Source organism: Funiculus sociatus GB2-C1, assembly GCF_039962115.1.
Classification (GTDB): Bacteria; Cyanobacteriota; Cyanobacteriia; order Cyanobacteriales; family FACHB-T130; genus Funiculus; species Funiculus sociatus.
Window position 1 is genome coordinate 59,032 of sequence record NZ_JAMPKJ010000027.1, and the last position, 18,806, is coordinate 77,837.

Below are 18,806 nucleotides of genomic sequence, written 5' to 3' on the forward strand. Positions count from 1 at the left end.
CCAGTTCCCAGCCCCTAACCCCTGTTTTGCCAGTCTTTGGCGACTTCATTAATGCCGTAGAAACGCTTCCAGAAAGCATCAACAGCTCTGGTGGGTAAAACTTTGTTCATTAAAAACAGCAAGATATCCCCACCTGTAGCGGCAATATAGCGCGGACGGGGGTTGCGGTCTGTGAGCGATCGCACAATTACCTGTGCCACCCGTTCGGAAGTCCAAGCACGAGAACTGGTTCGTTCCTCCAGTCCTTCTAATCGATTAAAGGCAGCACGATAAGGCGTATCTTGAGGATTTTTTACAGCTTGCTCCACCCTTTGGGCGGCGACGGCGAAAAAGTCTGTAGTAACTGGCCCAGGCTCAATAACGCTGACTTTGATATTAAATGGATCTAATTCCATCCTGAGAGCGTCGCTGAGTCCTTCCAAAGCAAATTTTGAGGAGCTATACAAACCCCCAAAAGGAAACGCCAGCCGTCCTCCCAGAGAACTAATATTAATAATTCTTCCTCCTCCTTGGTCGCGCATCACTGGAACTAAAGCTTGAATCAAAGCCAAGGGGCCTAGTAAGTTTACTTGAAACTGCCGCTGTACCGCCTCAGTGGGGATTAACTCTACTGGCCCCATCTGTCCGTAACCAGCATTATTAACTAAAGCATCAACTCGCCCAAAATGCTCAACAGCTTTATTAGCTAAGGCTTTACCCTGCTCACAGACAGCTATATCTGTTGGAACTACCAGGACATCTGCACCAGCTTTGCGGCAGTAGGTAGCAACATTCTCCAGTTTCTCCTGATTTCGAGCTGCCAGCACTAACCGTATTCCCAAAAACTGGGAGGCTAGATAGTTCGCTAGAGCAGCACCAATTCCCGTGGAGGCTCCCGTAATCAAGATAACTTGTTCAGATAGCGGTGTATAGGTTTTCATAGGTAGTTGATAGTCTGTTGGAAGGTTGGAAGGTGGGAAAGTTGTAGAACCTGACAACATTTCAACTTGACAACTCTTCTGTGACCAATTATTAATTACTTTTTGAGCAATTTTTTATTATTGCAGCTACAACTGATGCGATCGCTCTACTGAAAAGTAGAAAATTAAGTCCGATTTTCAGCTGCGGTGCTTCAAAATGGAATAAAGTTTAACGGAAGGGGTTGCCGTATGCCAACAATAGCCCGCGAAAGCGAATTACAGGTACTGGGGCGAATTTTGCAGAATCGTCTGCAATCGGCTAAACACGAGCATATTCCCTTTCAGGTTCGCTGTGCCACCCCACAGGAAGCGCTGATTATTCTGACTCAACATCCACCCGATTTTGCCCCTGACGCGCAACAAACTTTTAGAGAAATAGAACAGACTCTCAAGACTCTGCGCCCGGAATTTGCCAACCAGGTACAGCTTTACCTGAGGATAGCCGGGCAAAAGCAGCCTTATGCGTTTCACTCCTTTACCGTAGAGTCGCCTGTTTTGTCAACTGTAACTGCCAATGCCGTTGACGAAGGAGTAGTCTTTGATACAGCAGGGGTTCCTTCGGGGGTAAAGGTGAGTGCAACCCAAAGTAGTTTGGGTGATACTGATGCCACAGATGTCGAGGAACCACCAGCGATCGCTGAATCTTCATCAGGTTCTGAGGATGCACCTGTATCCCCTGCGGTGCCGCCAGAAGGCTCTAAGGGTAAGGCATTGCCGCTAGTAACTAAACTGCGGCAGTTGCCATTACCGATATTGGTGGCGGGAGCGGGAGTAGGTTTGTTGGCTTTTATTATGCCTTTTTATGCCCTTACCCGTCCCTGTGTAGTCGGCCCCTGTGTCGCACTCACGGACGCAAAGCAACTTTCCCAAGAGGCAGCTGTTTCCCTTCAGAAACCCAAATCCGGGCAAGAAATACTAGAGGCAAGAGAGAAACAACAAGAAGCTATCCGCCTTTTGGAGACAATTCCATTTTGGTCATTTTCTTACCAAGAAGCTCAAAATCAGTTGAAAGATGATTCTCAGCAAGCGCAATTGTTGGAACAGTTGGTAACAGGTTTGAGCAAGGGAGCGACGGCGGCGCAAAGAAGCCAAAATCCTCCGCATTCAGTAGCAGAATGGGGAGAAATTCAGCAGATGTGGAGAGAAGCGATCGCGCTTTTAGAACCAGTTCCCAGAAATAGCACTGTCTACCAACTAGCGCAGCAGAAAATTAAGGAGTATCAAGTTAATTTAGCGGCGATTAATTGGCGGCTAAATGCCGAAAGAAAGGCACTCCAAGACCTTGATGCTGCGAAAGAAGCCCTGAAGGTGGCAGAAGCCCGTCAAGGGGTGGCTCAGTCGCTACCAGATTGGCGGCTGGTGGAAACTAGCTGGGATATGGCAATGAATCGCCTCAAGGGGATTCCTGTGGGTACAACGGCGCGTGCCGAGGCGCAGCAGATGATAGCAGCTTATTTGCCAAAGTTGGCAAATGCACGCGATCGCAAAAACAGAGAACAAATGGCTATTAATAATTACAAAATGGCTCAGAACCTGGCACGCAATGCCAAAAATACTGAGCAGCTTAATCAATGGACATTGACAGTGCTTAACTGGCGCAATGCGATTGTCAACCTGCAAAAAATTCCCAGAGGAACTTTTGTATACAATCAAGCAGATTCTCTACTAAATTCCTATAAAGAGGCTCTCAGACAAGCCGAGATCAAACTAAGCTACGCGAACCTCCTGCAAAAAGCACGTAACGATCTCAATCGAACCTGCTCCGGAGCGCCCAAAGTCTGCGATTACACTGTAACCGATAGGGGCATTAGAGTTCAGTTGACACCTGCTTATATGCAGATGGTAGTTCAAACTACAAACACAGCCAAACAACGGGGAGACTTTACTGCCCAACAAGGGATTGCGACTCACCTACGAACGCTGGGAGATGCCCTCGAAGCAATTAGCGATAATGCCAGGGTTCCACTACAACTTTATACCCCCGATGGAGCGTTGATTAATAGCTATCCTCGAACTGGCTAGAAAGAGGCTAACAGTGCCAAGTTAACAGTAAGGAGTGAGTATTCCCATTGGCTTATGATAATATCTGTCGCTATCTGGCAGTTGAGTATCCAGTTGCGTTTGCAAGCTGGCTACTCGATACGGATGCGATCGCTATTCAACCCCTTCCGACTGAACTGAATCTTGAACCCATCCGTTCTGATGCCCTTTACTTTCTGCCAGAACGAAACCAGATTCTGCATCTAGAATTTCAGACTGTGCCTGCTTCCAAACCACCTCTGCCTTTGCGGATGCTAGACTATTGGGTTAGGCTGCATCGTCAGTACGAGTGTTCAATTGAGCAAGTGGTGATTTTTTTGAAAGAAACCTCCTCTGAAGCAGTCTTCGTTGAGCGGTTTGCTTTTGAGCGAACTTTCCACTCTTACCGAGTCTTGCGGATATGGGAGCAAGATCCAGCTCGTTTACTGAGTAGTCCCGGACTTCTTCCTCTAGCAGTTTTAGCTCGGACAGACTCACAGACAGCCTTACTAGAGCAAATTGCTGCCAGAGTAGATACGATCGAAGAACCAGACCGACAGCGAAACATTTCTGCTTGTGTGGAAGTGCTGGCAAGGCTGAAGTTTGAAGAAGATTTAATTCGGCAATTTCTCAGAGAGGATCTTATGCGGGAATCACCACTGTATCAAGAAATCTTGCAAGAAGGTGTGCAGCAAGGCATTCAGCAAGGAAAGGTGTCCTTAGCTCTGCGTCAACTCACGCGGCGACTAGGGACGCTTCCACCCCAATTGCGATCGCAAATTCAGCAGCTTTCCATTGTCCAGGTGGAAGCACTCGGTGAAGCTTTGTTAGATTTCTCCACGACACAAGATTTAGTAGCTTGGTTGCAGGCTTACCAATAAACCCTACTTCAGTTGGGCGTTGTTATTGAAAAACTGGCTGCATAGTCCCTGACTAACTAACAGGGTTGTCACTAGGTTGGTGAAAGCAAGCATAAACATAATCAATATCTGGTAAGATGCAGCATTCAAAGGGTCAACACCACTTAATAGCTGACCTGTGATAATTCCTGGTAGCGTCACCACACCTACAACCATCATTTGGTTCAGTGTGGGAATCAACCCGGCTTTGATGGCATCTCTGCGATATTGTGCTACAGCTTGTTGGGGTGTAGCACCTAAACTCAGGTGCGTTTCAATCTCAGCGCGACTAGCGTTGACGGTGCTAACAAGACGTTCGCCTGCGATCGCTGCTCCATTCATCGCATTTCCCAGTACAATTCCCGCTAGGGGAATTAGATACTGTGGTTCATACCAAATTAGCGGCTGAATTATCACCAGCGTGGTATAACCCAAAGTGAGGGCGCTACTAGCTAAAATTGACCCCCAAACTACGGGCAGAACTTGGGGAATTTTCTTGCCAATGCGATTACGGGCGACAATAGCGGCGATGCTTAGCATTACCATCAAGATTGCCAGAACTGCAATTGGATTTTTCCAGGCGAAAACGAAGGCAAGGACGTAGCCGACACCCAAAAGTTGGATAATTGTACGACCAGTTGCGATCGCAAGTTGCCCTTCTAATCCCAGTTTTTGCCAACTGGATAAACCGATGGCAATTGCCATCATGCCTAATGCCCAAGCAAGGTCGGTAATGTCAAGTGTAATTAAAGAATCCACAGGTCATAGGGATTGGGGATTGGGGATTGGGGATTGGGGATTGGGGATTGGGGATTGGGGAAGAGGAAAAAGTCTTACCTAGTCCCTAGCCCCCAGCCCCTAGTTCCTAGTTCCTAGTCCCTAGTCCCTAGTCCCCAACCCCCAACCCCTCTGCGAAACAATTTTACAGCTTCAGCATTCTGAAATGATGTGGGATGGTAAGACCATTCATTTTGCGCGTGTTGTGGCAACCCTGGAATTGTTGAAACAGTCTATAGCTAAAGGTTTCACAATCCAAAATCAAAAATCCCAAATTCAAAATGGGGTGAGGTGCGGATTCCCTTTCTGAACAAAATTTGGTTCTATGTATATAAAAATTTGTGGTGTAAACGAGTGAGTAACATTCCCCCCTTAGACTTGTCTCGGCAGTACAAAAACATCAGTGAAGAGGTGAATGCAGCTGTTCTTGATGTCTTGGCTTCTGGTCGTTACATTGGCGGTTCTCTGGTTCAAGGCTTTGAGCAACAGTTTGCAGCTTACGTGGGCGTTTCTGAGTGTGTGGCGTGTAATTCTGGCACAGATGCCCTCTATCTGGCTCTACGGGCTTTGCAGATTGGTTCTGGAGATGAGGTGATTACGACACCATTCACCTTTATTGCCACTGCTGAGGTAATTAGTGTGGTGGGAGCCAAGCCCGTTTTTGTTGATATTGATGCCGACACGTTTAATTTTGATGTCTTGCAGCTAGAAAAGGCGATTACGGATAAAACGCGCGCTATTATTCCAGTTCACCTATTTGGGCAACCTGTGGATATGACCGCAGTTATGAGGATAGCTGAGTCTCACAATCTGGCTGTGATTGAAGACTGCGCCCAAGCCACAGGTGCGGAATGGGCAGACGCTAAAATCGGCAGCATCGGTCATGTTGGTTGCTTTAGTTTCTTTCCCACAAAGAATTTGGGTGCTTTTGGTGATGGCGGTGCGGTGACGACTAACGATCCGGCGATCGCTTCCGCTATCCGAATGCTGCGAGAACACGGGATGCGCGATCGCTACTACCACGAAGAAACTGGCATTAATAGCCGCTTGGATACCATACAAGCGGCTATTTTGCAAATTAAGTTACGTCATCTAGATACCTGGAATGACTTGCGCCGTTCGGTTGCTGAACGTTACCATCAATTGCTGGAGCCTGTGCCTGGGGTAGTGAAACCGCAAGAAATAGCAGGGGGGCGCAGTGTCTGGAATCAATACACGATTCGGCTTACCCAAGATAGCAACAGCGCTTTCCGGGATAATGTTCGCACTCAGCTAGCCGCTAGGGGCGTTAGTTCAATGGTTTACTACCCCTTGCCTTTGCACTTGCAGCCTGTTTACAAGGATTTGGGCTACCAAGCCGGGGATTTTCCTGTTACTGAAAAAGTCTGCCACGAAGTTTTATCTTTGCCGATTTTCCCAGAACTGTCCCCAGAGGAGCAAGAGCAAGTGGTCTATGGTTTGAAGGACTGTTTGCTAATAGCTAATGGCTAATAAGTAGATGGATCTAATGATTTGTAAGATGGGTAGAGCGACGCAAGCGTTACCCATCTTACCCATTTAAATTTTGGGTGAGGTTACTCGGCCCCAACCTACATCTAAATTGCATTTAACAATTAGCCATTAGCCATTAGCCAGTCCCTATTTTATGCCCGAACTTGCTGACGGCTGACTTGGCTTAAGGCTTCCACCAAGCTACGAACAGCTGCCACCATTGCCACTTCGCTATTCAGCTGGTTGATAGCGCTTCCGACACCGACACCAGCAGCACCAGCAGCGATCGCCATCGGTGCTGTAACGTTGGAGATGCCCGAAGCGCACAAAACTGGCACGGAGACAGCACGGGAAATTTCGTAAGCTGCTGCCAAGGTGGGAGCGGCTTTTTGAATCAATCCCAGTGTTCCGGCGTGGGTGGGGCTGCTGCTGGTGCCTCCTTCAGTTTGGATAATATCAGCACCAGCTTTTACTAACGCTTCTGCCAACTGCACTTGCTGGTCTAGCTCTAGAATGTGGGGAACGGTGACAGACAGGGTAATTTCCGGCAGGAGCAATCGCGTCTTTTGTGTCAACGCCATCACTTCCGGGGCTTCAAACCGCCGTCCCTGAGTATAAAAACTATCAAAGTTGCCGATTTCAATCAAGTCAGCTCCTGCTGCAACAGCTTTCACAAACAGCTCCGGCTCTACCGCAGATACACAAATTGGCAAATTTGTCAATTGCCGAACCATCCGCACCAAGTCGGGGTCAGCAGCAATATCCAAGAAGGTAGCGCCGCCCAGAGTTGCAGCCTTGACGGTAGCAGCAACAGAAGAGAAATCAAAGTTATTCAAGCCAGTGATAATTTTTAAGACGTTGCCTTGCTCAAAAGCACGGTGTAGAGTAGTATTCATGGTCATAAGCCCTATTTGGCTCGCTAATTTTTCATAATTCATTGTACAGACCAGATCGATATGGTCTCTACTTTTGAACTGATTGGGTACTTCCTCCGATGGTTGTGCATCTGCAAGGTGTAGCAATACCATCAAACAACAAAGCGCTAAGAGAGCTTTTTCCCAAAACCGGGATCTAGACTAGGAGCATAGTGCAGATACTACCCTCCTCCAGCCAGTGACGAGCCATGAATTTCCCTCCCACGAATTTGTCAACTTTTCACTCCGATGTTCTGGCACAGACTGAACTGGGTCAGCTGTGCGGTTCGGAACAGAGGTTTCGCGATCGCTACGAGATCCTGCGGATGCTGGGTAGAGGTGGCTTTGGTGTCACCTTTTTAGCGAGGGATGCAACACTCCCTGGACAGCCGTTGTGCGTGATCAAGCAGCTGTGTCCGAAGTTTAGCGATCCAGCTGGCTTAAAAACGGCGCAGAAACGCTTTGAGCAAGAGGCGAAAACTCTCAGCAAACTGGGAAGCCATTCTCAGGTTCCCATGCTACTAGACTACTTTGTAGAAGAGGGAGAATTTTATCTAGTTCAGGAATATATCCGAGGTCATACCCTGGCTAGACTGGTGAGGCGTGGTGGTTCGATAACTGAAGAGGGGGTGAAACAATTCCTCCGTCAGATTTTGCCATTGTTGCAGTACATCCACCGCAATAACGTAATTCATCGCGATATTAAGCCCCAGAACATCATCCGCTGTCAGGACGATGGTAGGCTGGTGTTGATTGACTTCGGAGCTGTCAAAGAGGAAATTTCCCAGTTAGGGCAATCTGGTGTGAAAGGGTCAACTACCCAGTTCATTGGGACAGTTGGGTTTGCGCCACCGGAACAATTTTCTCTACGACCAGTTTATGCCAGCGATATATACGCACTGGGCGTAACGTGCCTTTACTTGTTGACTGGCAAAGCGCCGTTGGAGTTTGAAAGCGATCGCGCCACAGGTGAGATTCAGTGGCAGAATACAGTGGTAGTCTCGCAAGAGTTTGCCCGAATTCTCAACAAAATGCTGAAAATATCTCTAAAAGAGCGCTTTCAGTCTGCTGGAGCGATTATGCTGGCATTTGGTTGGGAATCGCAAGACAATTTATCGCAGTTTATGACAACTGTGCGCCGTCCAGACAAAAGCCCAGTTGAGAATCAACCGGAAGCGAGTCCATCAGATTATATTCCTCCCACCGCCCGAACTGCGATCGCGCTGCGAGATTGGAAAGCGAGATTGCAGGCAAAACAAAGGCACCAAAGAAGAAGCGATCGCGGTATACTCAGCAGCTCTGGTAATTCTCGTTAAAACTGCGTAGGACTGGCATTCTCCACCCTTGGAAGATGATATTGTGTCCGGCAAATTGCCCTTAAGAAGAGAACCCCACCAAAGCCTGCGGCTTTAGTGGGGTTCCTGATTCCAGGGATTCGTGGGCTAATTAACTAGACAGGAAATCCAATTTATCGGGGTTGGGGATATCTATCTATAATCCTGGCTTTGAATATCTCGCAAACGTGCTTCAGGACGCTTAAAACGATCCAATTGACTTTCAAAGAAAGCTCGATTTGCTTGCAGATGCTTTGGATTTGGGTCGTCTAAAGGATATAGAAGCGCAGTTCGCAACGCTTGAATTACAGCGGAAGTAACGCAGTACATTGAACGTTGAAAAGTGATACCAAGCTGAATTAACATATCATCTTCACCGCGACAGTGTTGACGATAGTAATCCTTCAGATAGTCAGGGAGAAAATGCAGCATATCCTGCATTAACAATGTTGGCGGAATACCAGCTGTACCTACGGGAAATACATCAGCATAGAGAATCCCGTAGTGGAAGTCTTTTTGCTCTTCGGGTACTTGCTTAGCTTGAGCATTGTAAGACTTCGTACCCCGGAAAGGTGCAGTGCGATAAAAAACAGCTTCCACATAAGGTAGCGCTGCTTCATATAACCACATAAAACCCTTCGATTTTGGGATAATTTCGTACTTTTGTTCACGAATATAAACGTGGTGGTAGATGGGACGACCTGCTATGGCAAAAATACCATTTACCAGAAAATTCATCGCATCCGGTACACCCTTAAATCCGCCTTCATCATAGATATCGGACATTTCAAAGAAAACCGGAGCCATCACCTCCCAGAACAAGCCTAGATTACTGTAATAGGACATTTGCCGCACCTGTTCCAAGAACATATCTGGAAACAGCTTATAAAGTCCCAACATTGCTGGATTACCCTGGAAATAAGCCTTAATTGCCCTATCAGCATTTGCTTTGTATTCTTCAGAGTCCAGGTAGGCATCAAATTGTCCCCAACCCATATCTCTACCGTGCCAAAGCATGGCTTGCATACAAGCTTCGGCAAACTCCATGTTTACTCTGTCGTGCCATAAGTGGTGAAACAACTTAGGCATTTTTTTATTGAGTTCACCTTTTTCGATAAACTCCAAAAGTTCCGGATGGGCAGTAGCTTCCCCACGCCATATCCGCAGATCCGCATCATCACCAGCGTAGTGATTATGCAGTTCTAAATACTCTTTTGGGATAAAGTATTTAAAGAAAGGAAACGGCTCTAAAAACACCCTTTCAGCAATATAAAGTAAGTCCCGCCAGTAGAAATCCATCGGCACAGCATAAGCCTTATAAATACCGATTATTTGCATCAAATTTTCCGGCGTATCAGGTAGCATGGCACCGCCAGCTTCCAGACGATGAATTATAGGCGCAAATTCATGCCGCGAAGGAGGTAACTTTGTTGTGGGTTTAGGAGGAGTTTGTACCATTTTCAGTTCCTTTAAATAAATTGCCGTATTTATTCGATAATTCTTTGAAAAACTACTTTTCTGTCCTCTGCGTACTCTCTTGCCTCTGCGGTTAATTAATCCTCACTTGTCAACTTTTGGCGTAAGTCAATCGCATGGAAAATACTCAAAACATCATGCGTCCAAGTTGGCAGTATCAGTGTCATAAAAATTTCTTCTACACTGTGAATCGTGCCAACAATACAAGTCAGCCATAAAGTAATTCCTGCGTAATCAAAACCAAAAAGCGCCACTGTAGCAATGAAAAGAGTGATTCCCCAAAACTTGGCTGAATAAGTGTGATAGCTGGCGGGTTTTCCATACTTCACCAAATTAACCAACCACCAGGTTAACTGAGCAACAAGCACCATCAACAACGGGACGCGAAAGTTAATGAAAATATCGGGGTGTACTAACCACGCACTAGCAACTATAGAGCCGTAAAGACAATTATCAGCCCAACCATCAGCTTGACGTAGTTTAGCATTGCTGACACCTAATTTTCTAGCAATGATGCCATCGAAAATATCTGATAGAAATGCTGCCACAAAACCGACGATAAACCAAATGCTTGTTTTGCCATCAATTGCATCCCATAAGAGGAAGGGAGCAATAATAGCGCGAAAGGCTACAAGTAACCCTGGAAGAGATTCAAAAAAACGGTTATTGTTTTGTTGTATTTGGGGCGAAGGTGTCATAAGGGAAATGAAGCGAAAAGATGCAAAGAATGCGAAGGGAAGATAAGAAGAAGTTGGTTTACTTGAGGAATGGAACCCAACACAACTTATGGATTTGTTAGAGGATGTCTGAAAAGTCATAATCGAGACGCTTAAACGGTAGCGATCCCCCTAAATCCCCCTTAAAAAGGGGGACTTTGAGAAGATTCTCCCCCCTTAAAAAGGGGGGCTGGGGGGGATCTAAAGCAACTTTTGACACTTCTGGGACATCCTCTTAGGTTTCATTCCTCAACTAAAACCTACAACTATTTTTAACCGAACCGTATTCGGGTGGGTGTTGCCCAGCTTGGGTTTAATTTTTGGCAGCTACTTGCACGTTGCTAGTAGTGGTAATTGTGGCACCCATTGCAGTTGTTGTGGTTTCACTTAAGCGTACTAGCCAAGCGGGTTGCAATCCTAAAAAGAAAATCAGGGCTGCTAATACTAACGCTGGCGTACGTTCTACCCATTGCACTTTTGCATAGTATGCGCTGGCGTTGTCTAGTTTGCCGAAACAGGTGCGATTGAGCAGAATCACGAAGTAAACTGCTGTTAAGCCGCTACAGAGAACACAAACTAGGGTAGGGATGGGGAAAGCCGAGAAACTACCCTGAAGTACCAAAAATTCCGCAATGAATCCCACTAAACCGGGGATACCAGCACTTGCCATTCCTCCCAACACTAGCAAACCAGTGGTGAGAGGTAAACCTCTTTGGGGACTCAGCAAGCCATTGAGGACATCTAAATCGCGGGTGCCGACTTTGGTTTCGACAATGCCCACTAGGTGAAAGAGGATTGCTAAGATTAAGCCGTGGCTAAACATTTGTAAGACGGCACCGAGTAGCGAGAGAGGTGTGGCGGCGGCGGCGGCTAAGAGGATGTAGCCCATATGTCCGATGGAACTATAGGCTACCATACGTTTGATATCTTTTTGCGCGATCGCACTCAGCGCTCCATAAGCTGCACTAAATGCCCCGATAATCGCTAAACCAGGCGCTACAGTTACCCAGGCTTCGGGAAACATCCCCAAACCAAATCGCACTAAACCGTAAGTTCCCAATTTTGCCAGTACGCCTCCTAAAAGAATTGCGATGGGGGGGGAAGCTTCAACGTAGGCATCAGGCAACCAAGTATGCAGAGGAACTAAGGGGATTTTGATGCCGAAACCTACTAAGAGCATTGTCAGTAGAATCAGCTGGGTATTTAAGGATAAACCTTGGGTAACTAAAGGATTGTAATCAAAGTTGGGAGCGTTACCTAGCCAGGTTACACCTAAGAATGCCGCCAAAATCAAAATTCCGGAAACAGCGGTGTAGATAAGGAACTTCATGGCTGCATAGCCGCGCTTTTGGGTTCCCCCCCAGATGGCAATTAACAGGTACAGAGGAATAAGTTCCAGCTCGTAGAACAAGACGAATAGCATCAAGTTCTGGGAGAGGAAGGCTCCGGCAATTCCCGCACTTACCAGCAAAATTAAAGAGTAATACAGGCGGGGGCGAGTAATTTGTTCTGAGGTACTGTAAATAACAATCCACGTCAGCAGACTATTTAACGCCACTAGCGGTACAGACAAACCATCAACCCCAAGGCTGTAATTTAAGCCTAGAGTTTCAATCCAGGGTATAAACTCAGAGAACTGGAAACCTGCATTACTAATGTTGAATTGGGTAAGCAGAAAAAGTGTCCAGACTATAACACCACTGGCAATACTCAAAGCCAGCAGACGGGCGCGATTAGCGGATAAGTTAGGCAAAAATCCAACAATGGCGGCACCTAAAAATGGCACCCAAATTAAACTGCTGAGCATAGTTAATTCTTAGTTGTTAGTTTCTCGTTCCCTGGCGACCGCTTGGGGACGCTAATTCTAGAGGTAGTTTCTTGATTACAGGAGGCGACCGCCTCCTGTAGACATTCCCAGGTTCAGCCTGGAAGAGATTATGTGTTGGCGAAGACGAGGGAAAGATGAGATAGGAAAGGCCAAGATAACAGCATTCCTATCACAACTATTCCCAGTAGGATAGTTAGCGCGTAGGATTGGGAGCGTCCGGAGGTACTGTATTTCAAGCTTTCGCCACCGAAAATGGAAGCAAAGCCGACAAGGTTAACTAGGCCATCAACTAAGTAGCGGTCAACGATGTCGATGATGCGGGAAATCAGGTCAACTCCGAATACAATACTCACGCGGTAAATTTTGGCTGTATAAAAGTCGTATGCGAAAAGGTCTTGTAGGGGTTTCCAGGGAAGTTGAACGGGTTTTTGCCACATTCCACCGAGGTAAATGACACCGCTGATACTGCTACCAAAGATGCTAGACCAAATCAGCATAAGGGCGACATCTTTATTTAAGGTTGCCCAAGTGGGAAGTAATGACAAGCTTTGCAAGACTAAGGGCAGGTGGAGGGTAAAGGCTAGCAAAACTATCATAGGGAAAGTTATGGGCCAAAATGCTTCCGGCGATCGCACTGTCATCTTATTTGGTTTACCGCCAAAAATTAGCCCAAATACTCTGGTTAAGCTGAAGGCTGTTAAAGCATTAACCAAGACTACTAAACCGACTAGCCAAGGTTGAGTCGCCCACAAACCATCTGCTAATTCCACCAACGCCCAAAAACTGCCAAGGGGTGGAAATGCGATTAATCCCAGCGTACCGACTATAAAGGCTAAACCGGATATGGGACGACGCGACCACAAACCGCCGAGTTGGGTTAAATCTTGGGTGACATTGTTCCAAATTATCGCGCCGACGCACATTACTAAAAGTGCCATTGCCACAGCATGAGTCAAGACCAACAATAACGCGGCATTCTCTTGTCCGCTACCTACGGCGATAAACACCAATCCCATGTATGCACTGACAGAATAGGATAAGGCGCGTTTGATGTCAATTTGCGCGATCGCAATTGCCGAAGCGCCTACCGCCGTCACTGCACCAATCAGCACTGTTGCGGACAAAACCAGAGGCGACAGCGCTAATACTGGTTGCATCTTAATCAATACCCAAGCACCAGTCGCTACCACTACCGAGTTCCGTAAAATTGTGCTGGGAATAGGGCCTTCCATCGCCTCATCCAGCCACAAATGCAGGGGAAATTGAGCGCATTTGCCCATTGGGCCTGCAATTAAAGCTAAACCTAGTAAAGCGGCAACTTTTGGGTCTAAATTCGCAGTCTTTGCCCACTCTGCTAGTTCCGAATAATCCCAAGTTCCGGCCAAGGGTAACAATGCAATCACCCCCATCAGCAGCAATAAGTCTCCCACCCGCTTAGTTAGGAAAGCATCTCTAGCACCTGTCACCACCAACGACTGACTAAACCAAAGCCCCACTAATAGATAAGTCCCCAGTGTGAGGATTTCCAGAATCACATAGCTAAAGAATAAGGAGTTACACAAGGCTAAAGCGCACATTCCTGCCTCAAACAGTCCCAGCAAGGCATAAAAACGCGCCCAACCCCAATCCATCTCCATGTAACCGATAGCGTATATCTGCGCTAGCACGTTCAACCCAGTTACCAGAACTATTGCTCCGATATTAATCGGTGATATTTCGATGGGACAGGTTAAATTTAAACCAGCTGCATTGAGCCACGTAAATGATATCTCTTGTACTGGCTGATTCCAGATTGCTTGCAGAGTAAGCAATCCATGAATGAATGCCAACAAAGTCATCAATAAGTTAATGTAACCAGCTGGCCGTGGCCCTGTGCTACGGATTATACCAGGCGACCAAAACACTGATGAAATGGCACCGATTAAGGCATAGCAAGGGACTAACCAAATGGTATCGACGAGAAACTGAACCATTGGAACTAACTACCTGTAAGATTGCCGCAAAGTCAGGGACGCTGAAAACTTACCCCAATACTTCCCCGGTACTGGAGGGATTGGAGCGATCGCAAATTCATTATTTTTTAATGGTTTTGTTTAGCTTAATCTTTTAGCAGTCAAAAGGGAACTGCTAAATTAGAAAATTAAGCGATAAAACCTCTAACTGAAACTTATATAACTCCGCTACTTGGTTGGGTCATTGAGTCCATAAATCAGCGTTAATCAATTTATTTCTATAATAACCATAGATTAATCTCTATATATAAAGATTTATTGATTTTGAAAATGATCCGGGTAGGGGGGATTAATACTACGGAGGTTGGGTTAAGGCTTCCGTACCCAACGCCCAAAAGCAGAGGTTGGGCTTCGCTTTCCCACGCAGCCTACCTACAATTATTCTTAATGGTAACGGTATGGGGTTCGCCTCTACTTCTCTAGCGGATAATTACTGGCGCTTGTTGCTGACCATTCCCACATTGAACCAGCATAATTTTTTACATTTGTAAAGCCTAAATCAGCGAGTACCGCGACAAAAAAAGCCGAACGAATACCACCTGTGCAATAAGCAGCAATGGGATGGCTGCTTTCAATTCGTAAATTTTCTAACCTATCCATAATTTGGTCGCGAGGGAGCAAATTCCCATCTTTATCTAACAAATCTTTAAAATAAAAATGTACAGCACCAGGAATATGTCCTCCCCGTTTTTCCCCGTAAGGGGTAGAGCCTGTATATTCTCCTAGTTCGCGGGTATCAATTATTAGAAAATTTTGCTGGGAAAGACTAGCTTTAATTTCATCGCGGTGAATTTCCCACAATCCTGTTCGCTGTACAATAAAATCCCCTATTTCCTGATTATGACTAAATCCCCAAGTAGTCGGAACGCCCGCCTTCACAAGTGCTGAATATCCACCATCCACAAAAGCGGCTTGAGAATGTCCCAGAGTGCGTAACATCCAAACAATGCGGCCTTCTTCACCAAAATTGTGAGCTGGATTGCCAACTACAACGACAGGTTTATGATTAAAAATACCTAGAGCGCCAAGTTGTTTTTCCAGAACATTTATATCATCAATTAGTTTTCCCTTGTCAGGCAATTTTGGTTGCGAAAATTGCTGCCAAGTAACATGAACAGCCCCCGCTATATGCCCAAGTAAATAGGCAATTTTATTCCGAACATCCAAAATAGTAGCATCTTCTAAAATCAGCTTTTTAGCTTTTTCTGCACTAAGTACCCACTGAAAAGTCATAAAATACCTCTGCGCTAACCTTTGCATTAAAAAAAATCAGCGAAAAGCTAAAATATATTCTGCTGTAATCTGAGGCTGCTCCAATTGAGGAACGTGTCCGCAATTTGAGATCCAGATTAGTTGAGAGTTAGCGATCGCATTCTTAAACCTTTGGGCATCAGCAGTTCCCAACATATCATCAGACTCGCCCCACAAAATCAGTGTTGGCTTGTCTATCCGGGGAATTTTATCTGCCAAATCCCAATAACCACCACTTTTAGTAAAACTGCTTGTAGCTTCGTGCCAACCAAACATTTCCATGTGCAGCATCGCACATTTAATCGCCTCAATTTCGTTTGGTTTCAAGTTGCCAAAATGACTTCCCCATAACAACGCCTGGACTTTGCGCTGTCGCCAATATTCTACTGCCAGAAAGTCAAAAGGAGGAAAAAGTAACGCGCCCAGAGGAAAGCTACCACTAAAACCCACACTGTTAATTAGAACCAGCTTTTTAACAGCGTGGGGGTAAGTTAGAGCAAAGTCAATTGCTGCTGCACCTCCCATCGAAGCACCTACTAATATCATTGGCTTTTTGATCAAATTCCAAAAGTAGTAGAGATGAGTTTTGATAGCGGCGGGGTTATAAGAAACTCCCTGCACCCGTTCCGTAAAGCCAAACCCCAACAAATCAACCGCCCACGTTTCATTTTCGGCGGCGAGTAGTGGCAATAGGCGACGAAATTCTAGCACGGAACTATCAAAACCTGGAAGCAATAAAATCGGAGTGCCACCGCTACCCTGATGAACGTAAGCTGTAGCAATCTGCTGCGGTGAAAGGGGTGTTTTGATTGCAGTTCTCTGGATGCTTTGAGCTAGAGTAATTGACTCAGACTCCTGCAACTGCTCAACTTGGGATGGTAGAAAATTGGGGAACATAGGCGGGAATGGGAAATGGGGAATTGAAGATGCGAACTAACTGAATTATTCAGTACACTGCAAAATATGTCATTGTCTGTCCTCCTGCTCCTCTTCCCCTCACACCCTTCTCCCCATGTCAGACTCTTTATCTTTGCGCGATCGCTACCTACAATTAATCGATAAAATTGTTCAAACCACTCTCAAAGGGCAGATCCGCTCTAAAGAGCAGGTTTATAAAATGCTCCTTAAAGAAGTAAGCCTGGGAACCGGCGAAATTTTTGAACGAGCTTTGAGCGAAAGTCTCAGCACCGCCCAAGAACAGGTAGATACTCTAAAAGATGAAATGAAGCTGGCAAAGGCTACTCGTAGCCTGAGGGCGATTCAGACGGTCAAGGGGGAATGGGAACGAGCGCAATCACAAAATCGGGCGGCGGATGCGATCGCGATCGCGGTGCAACAAATTGTTAAAGCACAAACTGGCGATCGCTTGGCAGCTTTTTTGCAGGTAATAGATCCCAACCAAAAGCAAGTCTTGAGTTTAGCTCAGCTTCAGCAGATAGCATCATTGCTTCAGCAACAAATACAGGAAACCACCAATCCCGAACTTTACCAGGAAGTGCAGCAAATCGCTCAAGGCATCACTCGCGGTTTGGAATCTTGGCAGCGATTGGAAGGACACCTGGTAAGCTGGATTTACGACCAAAGCCGGGGGCCGTTAGGGTTTGAGGGCGCACCCGAACAAAATGGGCCTTGGGCGGTGTGGGCAAAGCAAGTAAATAGCCCGTACCCGCAAGCACTTTTTCAGACTCTTTCCTTAGATCAATCGTTGGCAGAATTTGCCGCAAAACACCCGCCAAATGTGAGTTCCTTAGTTGAGTTAGCGGTGATTTTGCCTTTCTTACAAAGGGGTTTAGTGAACTGGTCTGATAAGCTGATTTACGACTCCAAAGTAGGAGCAAAGCTGTCGATTTCTATATTTCTGACTTTTGCGGTAATTTGGTCTGCGATCGCTAATGGCTTGAATCAAGCGACGAGTCTGAATTCAACTTCACGCGAATCCTTAGTCATGGGTTGTTTTCAAATTACCCTACAAATTTTTCGCACCTTTTCCCAAAGAGAATACTTTCCCCTTTACGGTGGAATTTTCGCCTCGTTTTCTGGTAACTATCTGCGCTCTACCCTAAACTATCTAGATGCACCCCTACGACAAGTAGCCGGAACTCAGGAAAAAGCGCGAATTTTGACATTAATGGGTTATTCCCTACGGGCGCAAGGTCGCTACGATGATGCAATTGTGTTGCATCAACAAGCTGTAGAGATAGCCAGAGATGCAAGCGATCGCGCCTGTGAAATTGCCAATCTCAACCACCTCAGTCGCACCTGCGTAGCTCAAAAAAATTATGGCGAGGCAATTAGCTATAGTCAAAGAGCATTAATTCTCTCGCGTCAAAATGGTGACAGGTTGGGAGAAGCCAACGCTTTAGCTAATCTCGGTTATAGCGAAGTCTTCCAAGCTCAACAGATGGAACGGGTAGAGCCAGAAACTTATGAGTCAGCAATCAACTACTTACAACAAGGGTTGCAGTTGTCGGAAAGATTAGGCGATCGCCAAAGTCAAGCCCTTTGTTACAGCAGTCTTGGTATTGCTCTGTTAGTAGTTGAACAACCCGAAGAAGCCCTGAAAAACCTAGAAAAAGGTTTAGAAGCCGCCATGATTTCTGGGGATTTATACTTACAAGGAATAAACTTGGCATACATAGCGGAAGCTTACTATGGAATAAAAAATTTCAAAAAAGCCATCTTCGCTGCCAGTTTAGGTATGTATTACTTAGAAAGAATTGCCTCTAATCAGTGGCGACAATCGGCGGGATTGCTAACAATTTTACAAGGTCAGTTAGGAGCTGAAGCCTTTATAAAAGTAATTCAAGAACATCGCTCTTTACTGGTTCCTGCTATTGGGGTGGATGGATTTGACTACATTCCGGAACTGCTGGAACAATACAAGCGGTCGATGTAGTGCAGTCCCTCTTTCCCAGGCGGGAGCCTTGAAATGCTAAGAGGCTCCCGCCTCCAGTGGAAAGATCCAGATCCTCTTAACAGACATTCCCAAAAAAAAAGCGCCCCTCTTGGAGCGCTTTTTTAGCTAGAAAAACTAGCGATTAACCATTGATGCTAGGAGCAACCAGAGCAACTGGGGTGGACTCACCTGCTGCCAAGTCGAGAGGGAAGTTGTGAGCGTTACGCTCGTGCA

The 18,806-nt window shown here is 46.2% G+C and carries 15 protein-coding genes; 5 read left to right on the forward strand and 10 right to left on the reverse strand.

The features are described 5' to 3' along the window. Positions 1–14: 14 nt before the first annotated feature. Positions 15–920, reverse strand: a complete 906-nt coding sequence (locus NDI42_RS14620) for an SDR family NAD(P)-dependent oxidoreductase (RefSeq protein WP_190451014.1) — start codon at positions 918–920, stop codon at positions 15–17. A gap of 228 nt (positions 921–1,148) precedes the next feature. Between NDI42_RS14620 and NDI42_RS14625 the strand changes: the two genes are divergently transcribed. Continuing rightward, on the forward strand, positions 1,149–2,981 hold the full coding sequence (locus tag NDI42_RS14625; protein ID WP_190450985.1) for a hypothetical protein: 1,833 nt from the start codon (positions 1,149–1,151) through the stop codon (positions 2,979–2,981). A gap of 47 nt (positions 2,982–3,028) precedes the next feature. Next, on the forward strand, positions 3,029–3,859 hold the full coding sequence (locus NDI42_RS14630) for a DUF4351 domain-containing protein (protein WP_190450986.1): 831 nt from the start codon (positions 3,029–3,031) through the stop codon (positions 3,857–3,859). A 3-nt stretch (positions 3,860–3,862) separates the two neighbouring features. Here the strand turns inward: NDI42_RS14630 and NDI42_RS14635 are convergent, their stop codons facing one another. Further along, a complete protein-coding gene (locus NDI42_RS14635) occupies positions 3,863–4,636 on the reverse strand; it encodes an ABC transporter permease (RefSeq protein WP_190450987.1) in 774 nt (257 codons plus the stop codon). A 372-nt stretch (positions 4,637–5,008) separates the two neighbouring features. On the opposite strand from NDI42_RS14635, the gene NDI42_RS14640 reads away from it, so the two are divergent. Further along, entirely contained in the window at positions 5,009–6,145 is a 1,137-nt protein-coding gene (locus tag NDI42_RS14640) for an aminotransferase class I/II-fold pyridoxal phosphate-dependent enzyme (protein ID WP_190450988.1), read from the forward strand. A gap of 152 nt (positions 6,146–6,297) precedes the next feature. Here the strand turns inward: NDI42_RS14640 and NDI42_RS14645 are convergent, their stop codons facing one another. Continuing rightward, a complete protein-coding gene (locus NDI42_RS14645; protein WP_190450989.1) occupies positions 6,298–7,047 on the reverse strand; it encodes a DUF561 domain-containing protein in 750 nt (249 codons plus the stop codon). 221 nt (positions 7,048–7,268) lie between these two features. On the opposite strand from NDI42_RS14645, the gene NDI42_RS14650 reads away from it, so the two are divergent. Continuing rightward, on the forward strand, positions 7,269–8,375 hold the full coding sequence (locus NDI42_RS14650; RefSeq protein ID WP_190450990.1) for a serine/threonine-protein kinase: 1,107 nt from the start codon (positions 7,269–7,271) through the stop codon (positions 8,373–8,375). 171 nt (positions 8,376–8,546) lie between these two features. Here NDI42_RS14650 and NDI42_RS14655 read toward each other — a convergent pair whose 3' ends face one another. From NDI42_RS14655 to NDI42_RS14680, 6 genes are all read right to left on the reverse strand, one after another. Further along, the gene (locus NDI42_RS14655; protein WP_190450991.1) at positions 8,547–9,851 is read right to left on the reverse strand and encodes a CO2 hydration protein; all 1,305 of its coding nucleotides are present in this window, start codon (positions 9,849–9,851) and stop codon (positions 8,547–8,549) included. A 95-nt stretch (positions 9,852–9,946) separates the two neighbouring features. Further along, positions 9,947–10,567, reverse strand: a complete 621-nt coding sequence (locus NDI42_RS14660; protein WP_199310924.1) for a CDP-alcohol phosphatidyltransferase family protein — start codon at positions 10,565–10,567, stop codon at positions 9,947–9,949. 331 nt (positions 10,568–10,898) lie between these two features. Next, positions 10,899–12,392 (reverse strand): NADH-quinone oxidoreductase subunit M, encoded by a 1,494-nt coding sequence (locus NDI42_RS14665; protein ID WP_190450992.1) that lies wholly within the window; start codon positions 12,390–12,392, stop codon positions 10,899–10,901. 128 nt (positions 12,393–12,520) lie between these two features. After that, positions 12,521–14,386 carry an NAD(P)H-quinone oxidoreductase subunit F gene (locus tag NDI42_RS14670; RefSeq protein WP_190450993.1) on the reverse strand — a complete coding sequence of 622 codons (1,866 nt, stop codon included), beginning with the start codon at positions 14,384–14,386 and terminating at the stop codon, positions 12,521–12,523. A 450-nt stretch (positions 14,387–14,836) separates the two neighbouring features. Continuing rightward, entirely contained in the window at positions 14,837–15,658 is an 822-nt protein-coding gene (locus NDI42_RS14675) for a sulfurtransferase (protein WP_190450995.1), read from the reverse strand. 36 nt (positions 15,659–15,694) lie between these two features. Beyond that, the gene (locus NDI42_RS14680; protein ID WP_190450997.1) at positions 15,695–16,573 is read right to left on the reverse strand and encodes an alpha/beta fold hydrolase; all 879 of its coding nucleotides are present in this window, start codon (positions 16,571–16,573) and stop codon (positions 15,695–15,697) included. 115 nt (positions 16,574–16,688) lie between these two features. On the opposite strand from NDI42_RS14680, the gene NDI42_RS14685 reads away from it, so the two are divergent. After that, a complete protein-coding gene (locus NDI42_RS14685; protein ID WP_190450999.1) occupies positions 16,689–18,572 on the forward strand; it encodes a tetratricopeptide repeat protein in 1,884 nt (627 codons plus the stop codon). Between the two features lie 142 nt (positions 18,573–18,714). On the opposite strand, the gene NDI42_RS14690 is transcribed toward NDI42_RS14685, so the two are convergent. After that, a partial coding sequence (locus NDI42_RS14690; RefSeq protein WP_190451001.1) for a photosystem II protein D1 occupies positions 18,715–18,806 on the reverse strand: 92 nt, incomplete at its 5' end.

Coding starts and splice junctions, on each gene's coding strand:
- NDI42_RS14685 (WP_190450999.1), top strand. CDS start 16,689: ATGTCAGACTCTTTATCTTTGCGCGATCGCTACCTACAATTAATCGAT.
- NDI42_RS14620 (WP_190451014.1), bottom strand. CDS start 920: ATGAAAACCTATACACCGCTATCTGAACAAGTTATCTTGATTACGGGA.
- NDI42_RS14645 (WP_190450989.1), bottom strand. CDS start 7,047: ATGACCATGAATACTACTCTACACCGTGCTTTTGAGCAAGGCAACGTC.
- NDI42_RS14650 (WP_190450990.1), top strand. CDS start 7,269: ATGAATTTCCCTCCCACGAATTTGTCAACTTTTCACTCCGATGTTCTG.
- NDI42_RS14665 (WP_190450992.1), bottom strand. CDS start 12,392: ATGCTCAGCAGTTTAATTTGGGTGCCATTTTTAGGTGCCGCCATTGTT.
- NDI42_RS14625 (WP_190450985.1), top strand. CDS start 1,149: ATGCCAACAATAGCCCGCGAAAGCGAATTACAGGTACTGGGGCGAATT.
- NDI42_RS14680 (WP_190450997.1), bottom strand. CDS start 16,573: ATGTTCCCCAATTTTCTACCATCCCAAGTTGAGCAGTTGCAGGAGTCT.
- NDI42_RS14675 (WP_190450995.1), bottom strand. CDS start 15,658: ATGACTTTTCAGTGGGTACTTAGTGCAGAAAAAGCTAAAAAGCTGATT.
- NDI42_RS14660 (WP_199310924.1), bottom strand. CDS start 10,567: ATGACACCTTCGCCCCAAATACAACAAAACAATAACCGTTTTTTTGAA.
- NDI42_RS14670 (WP_190450993.1), bottom strand. CDS start 14,386: ATGGTTCAGTTTCTCGTCGATACCATTTGGTTAGTCCCTTGCTATGCC.
- NDI42_RS14655 (WP_190450991.1), bottom strand. CDS start 9,851: ATGGTACAAACTCCTCCTAAACCCACAACAAAGTTACCTCCTTCGCGG.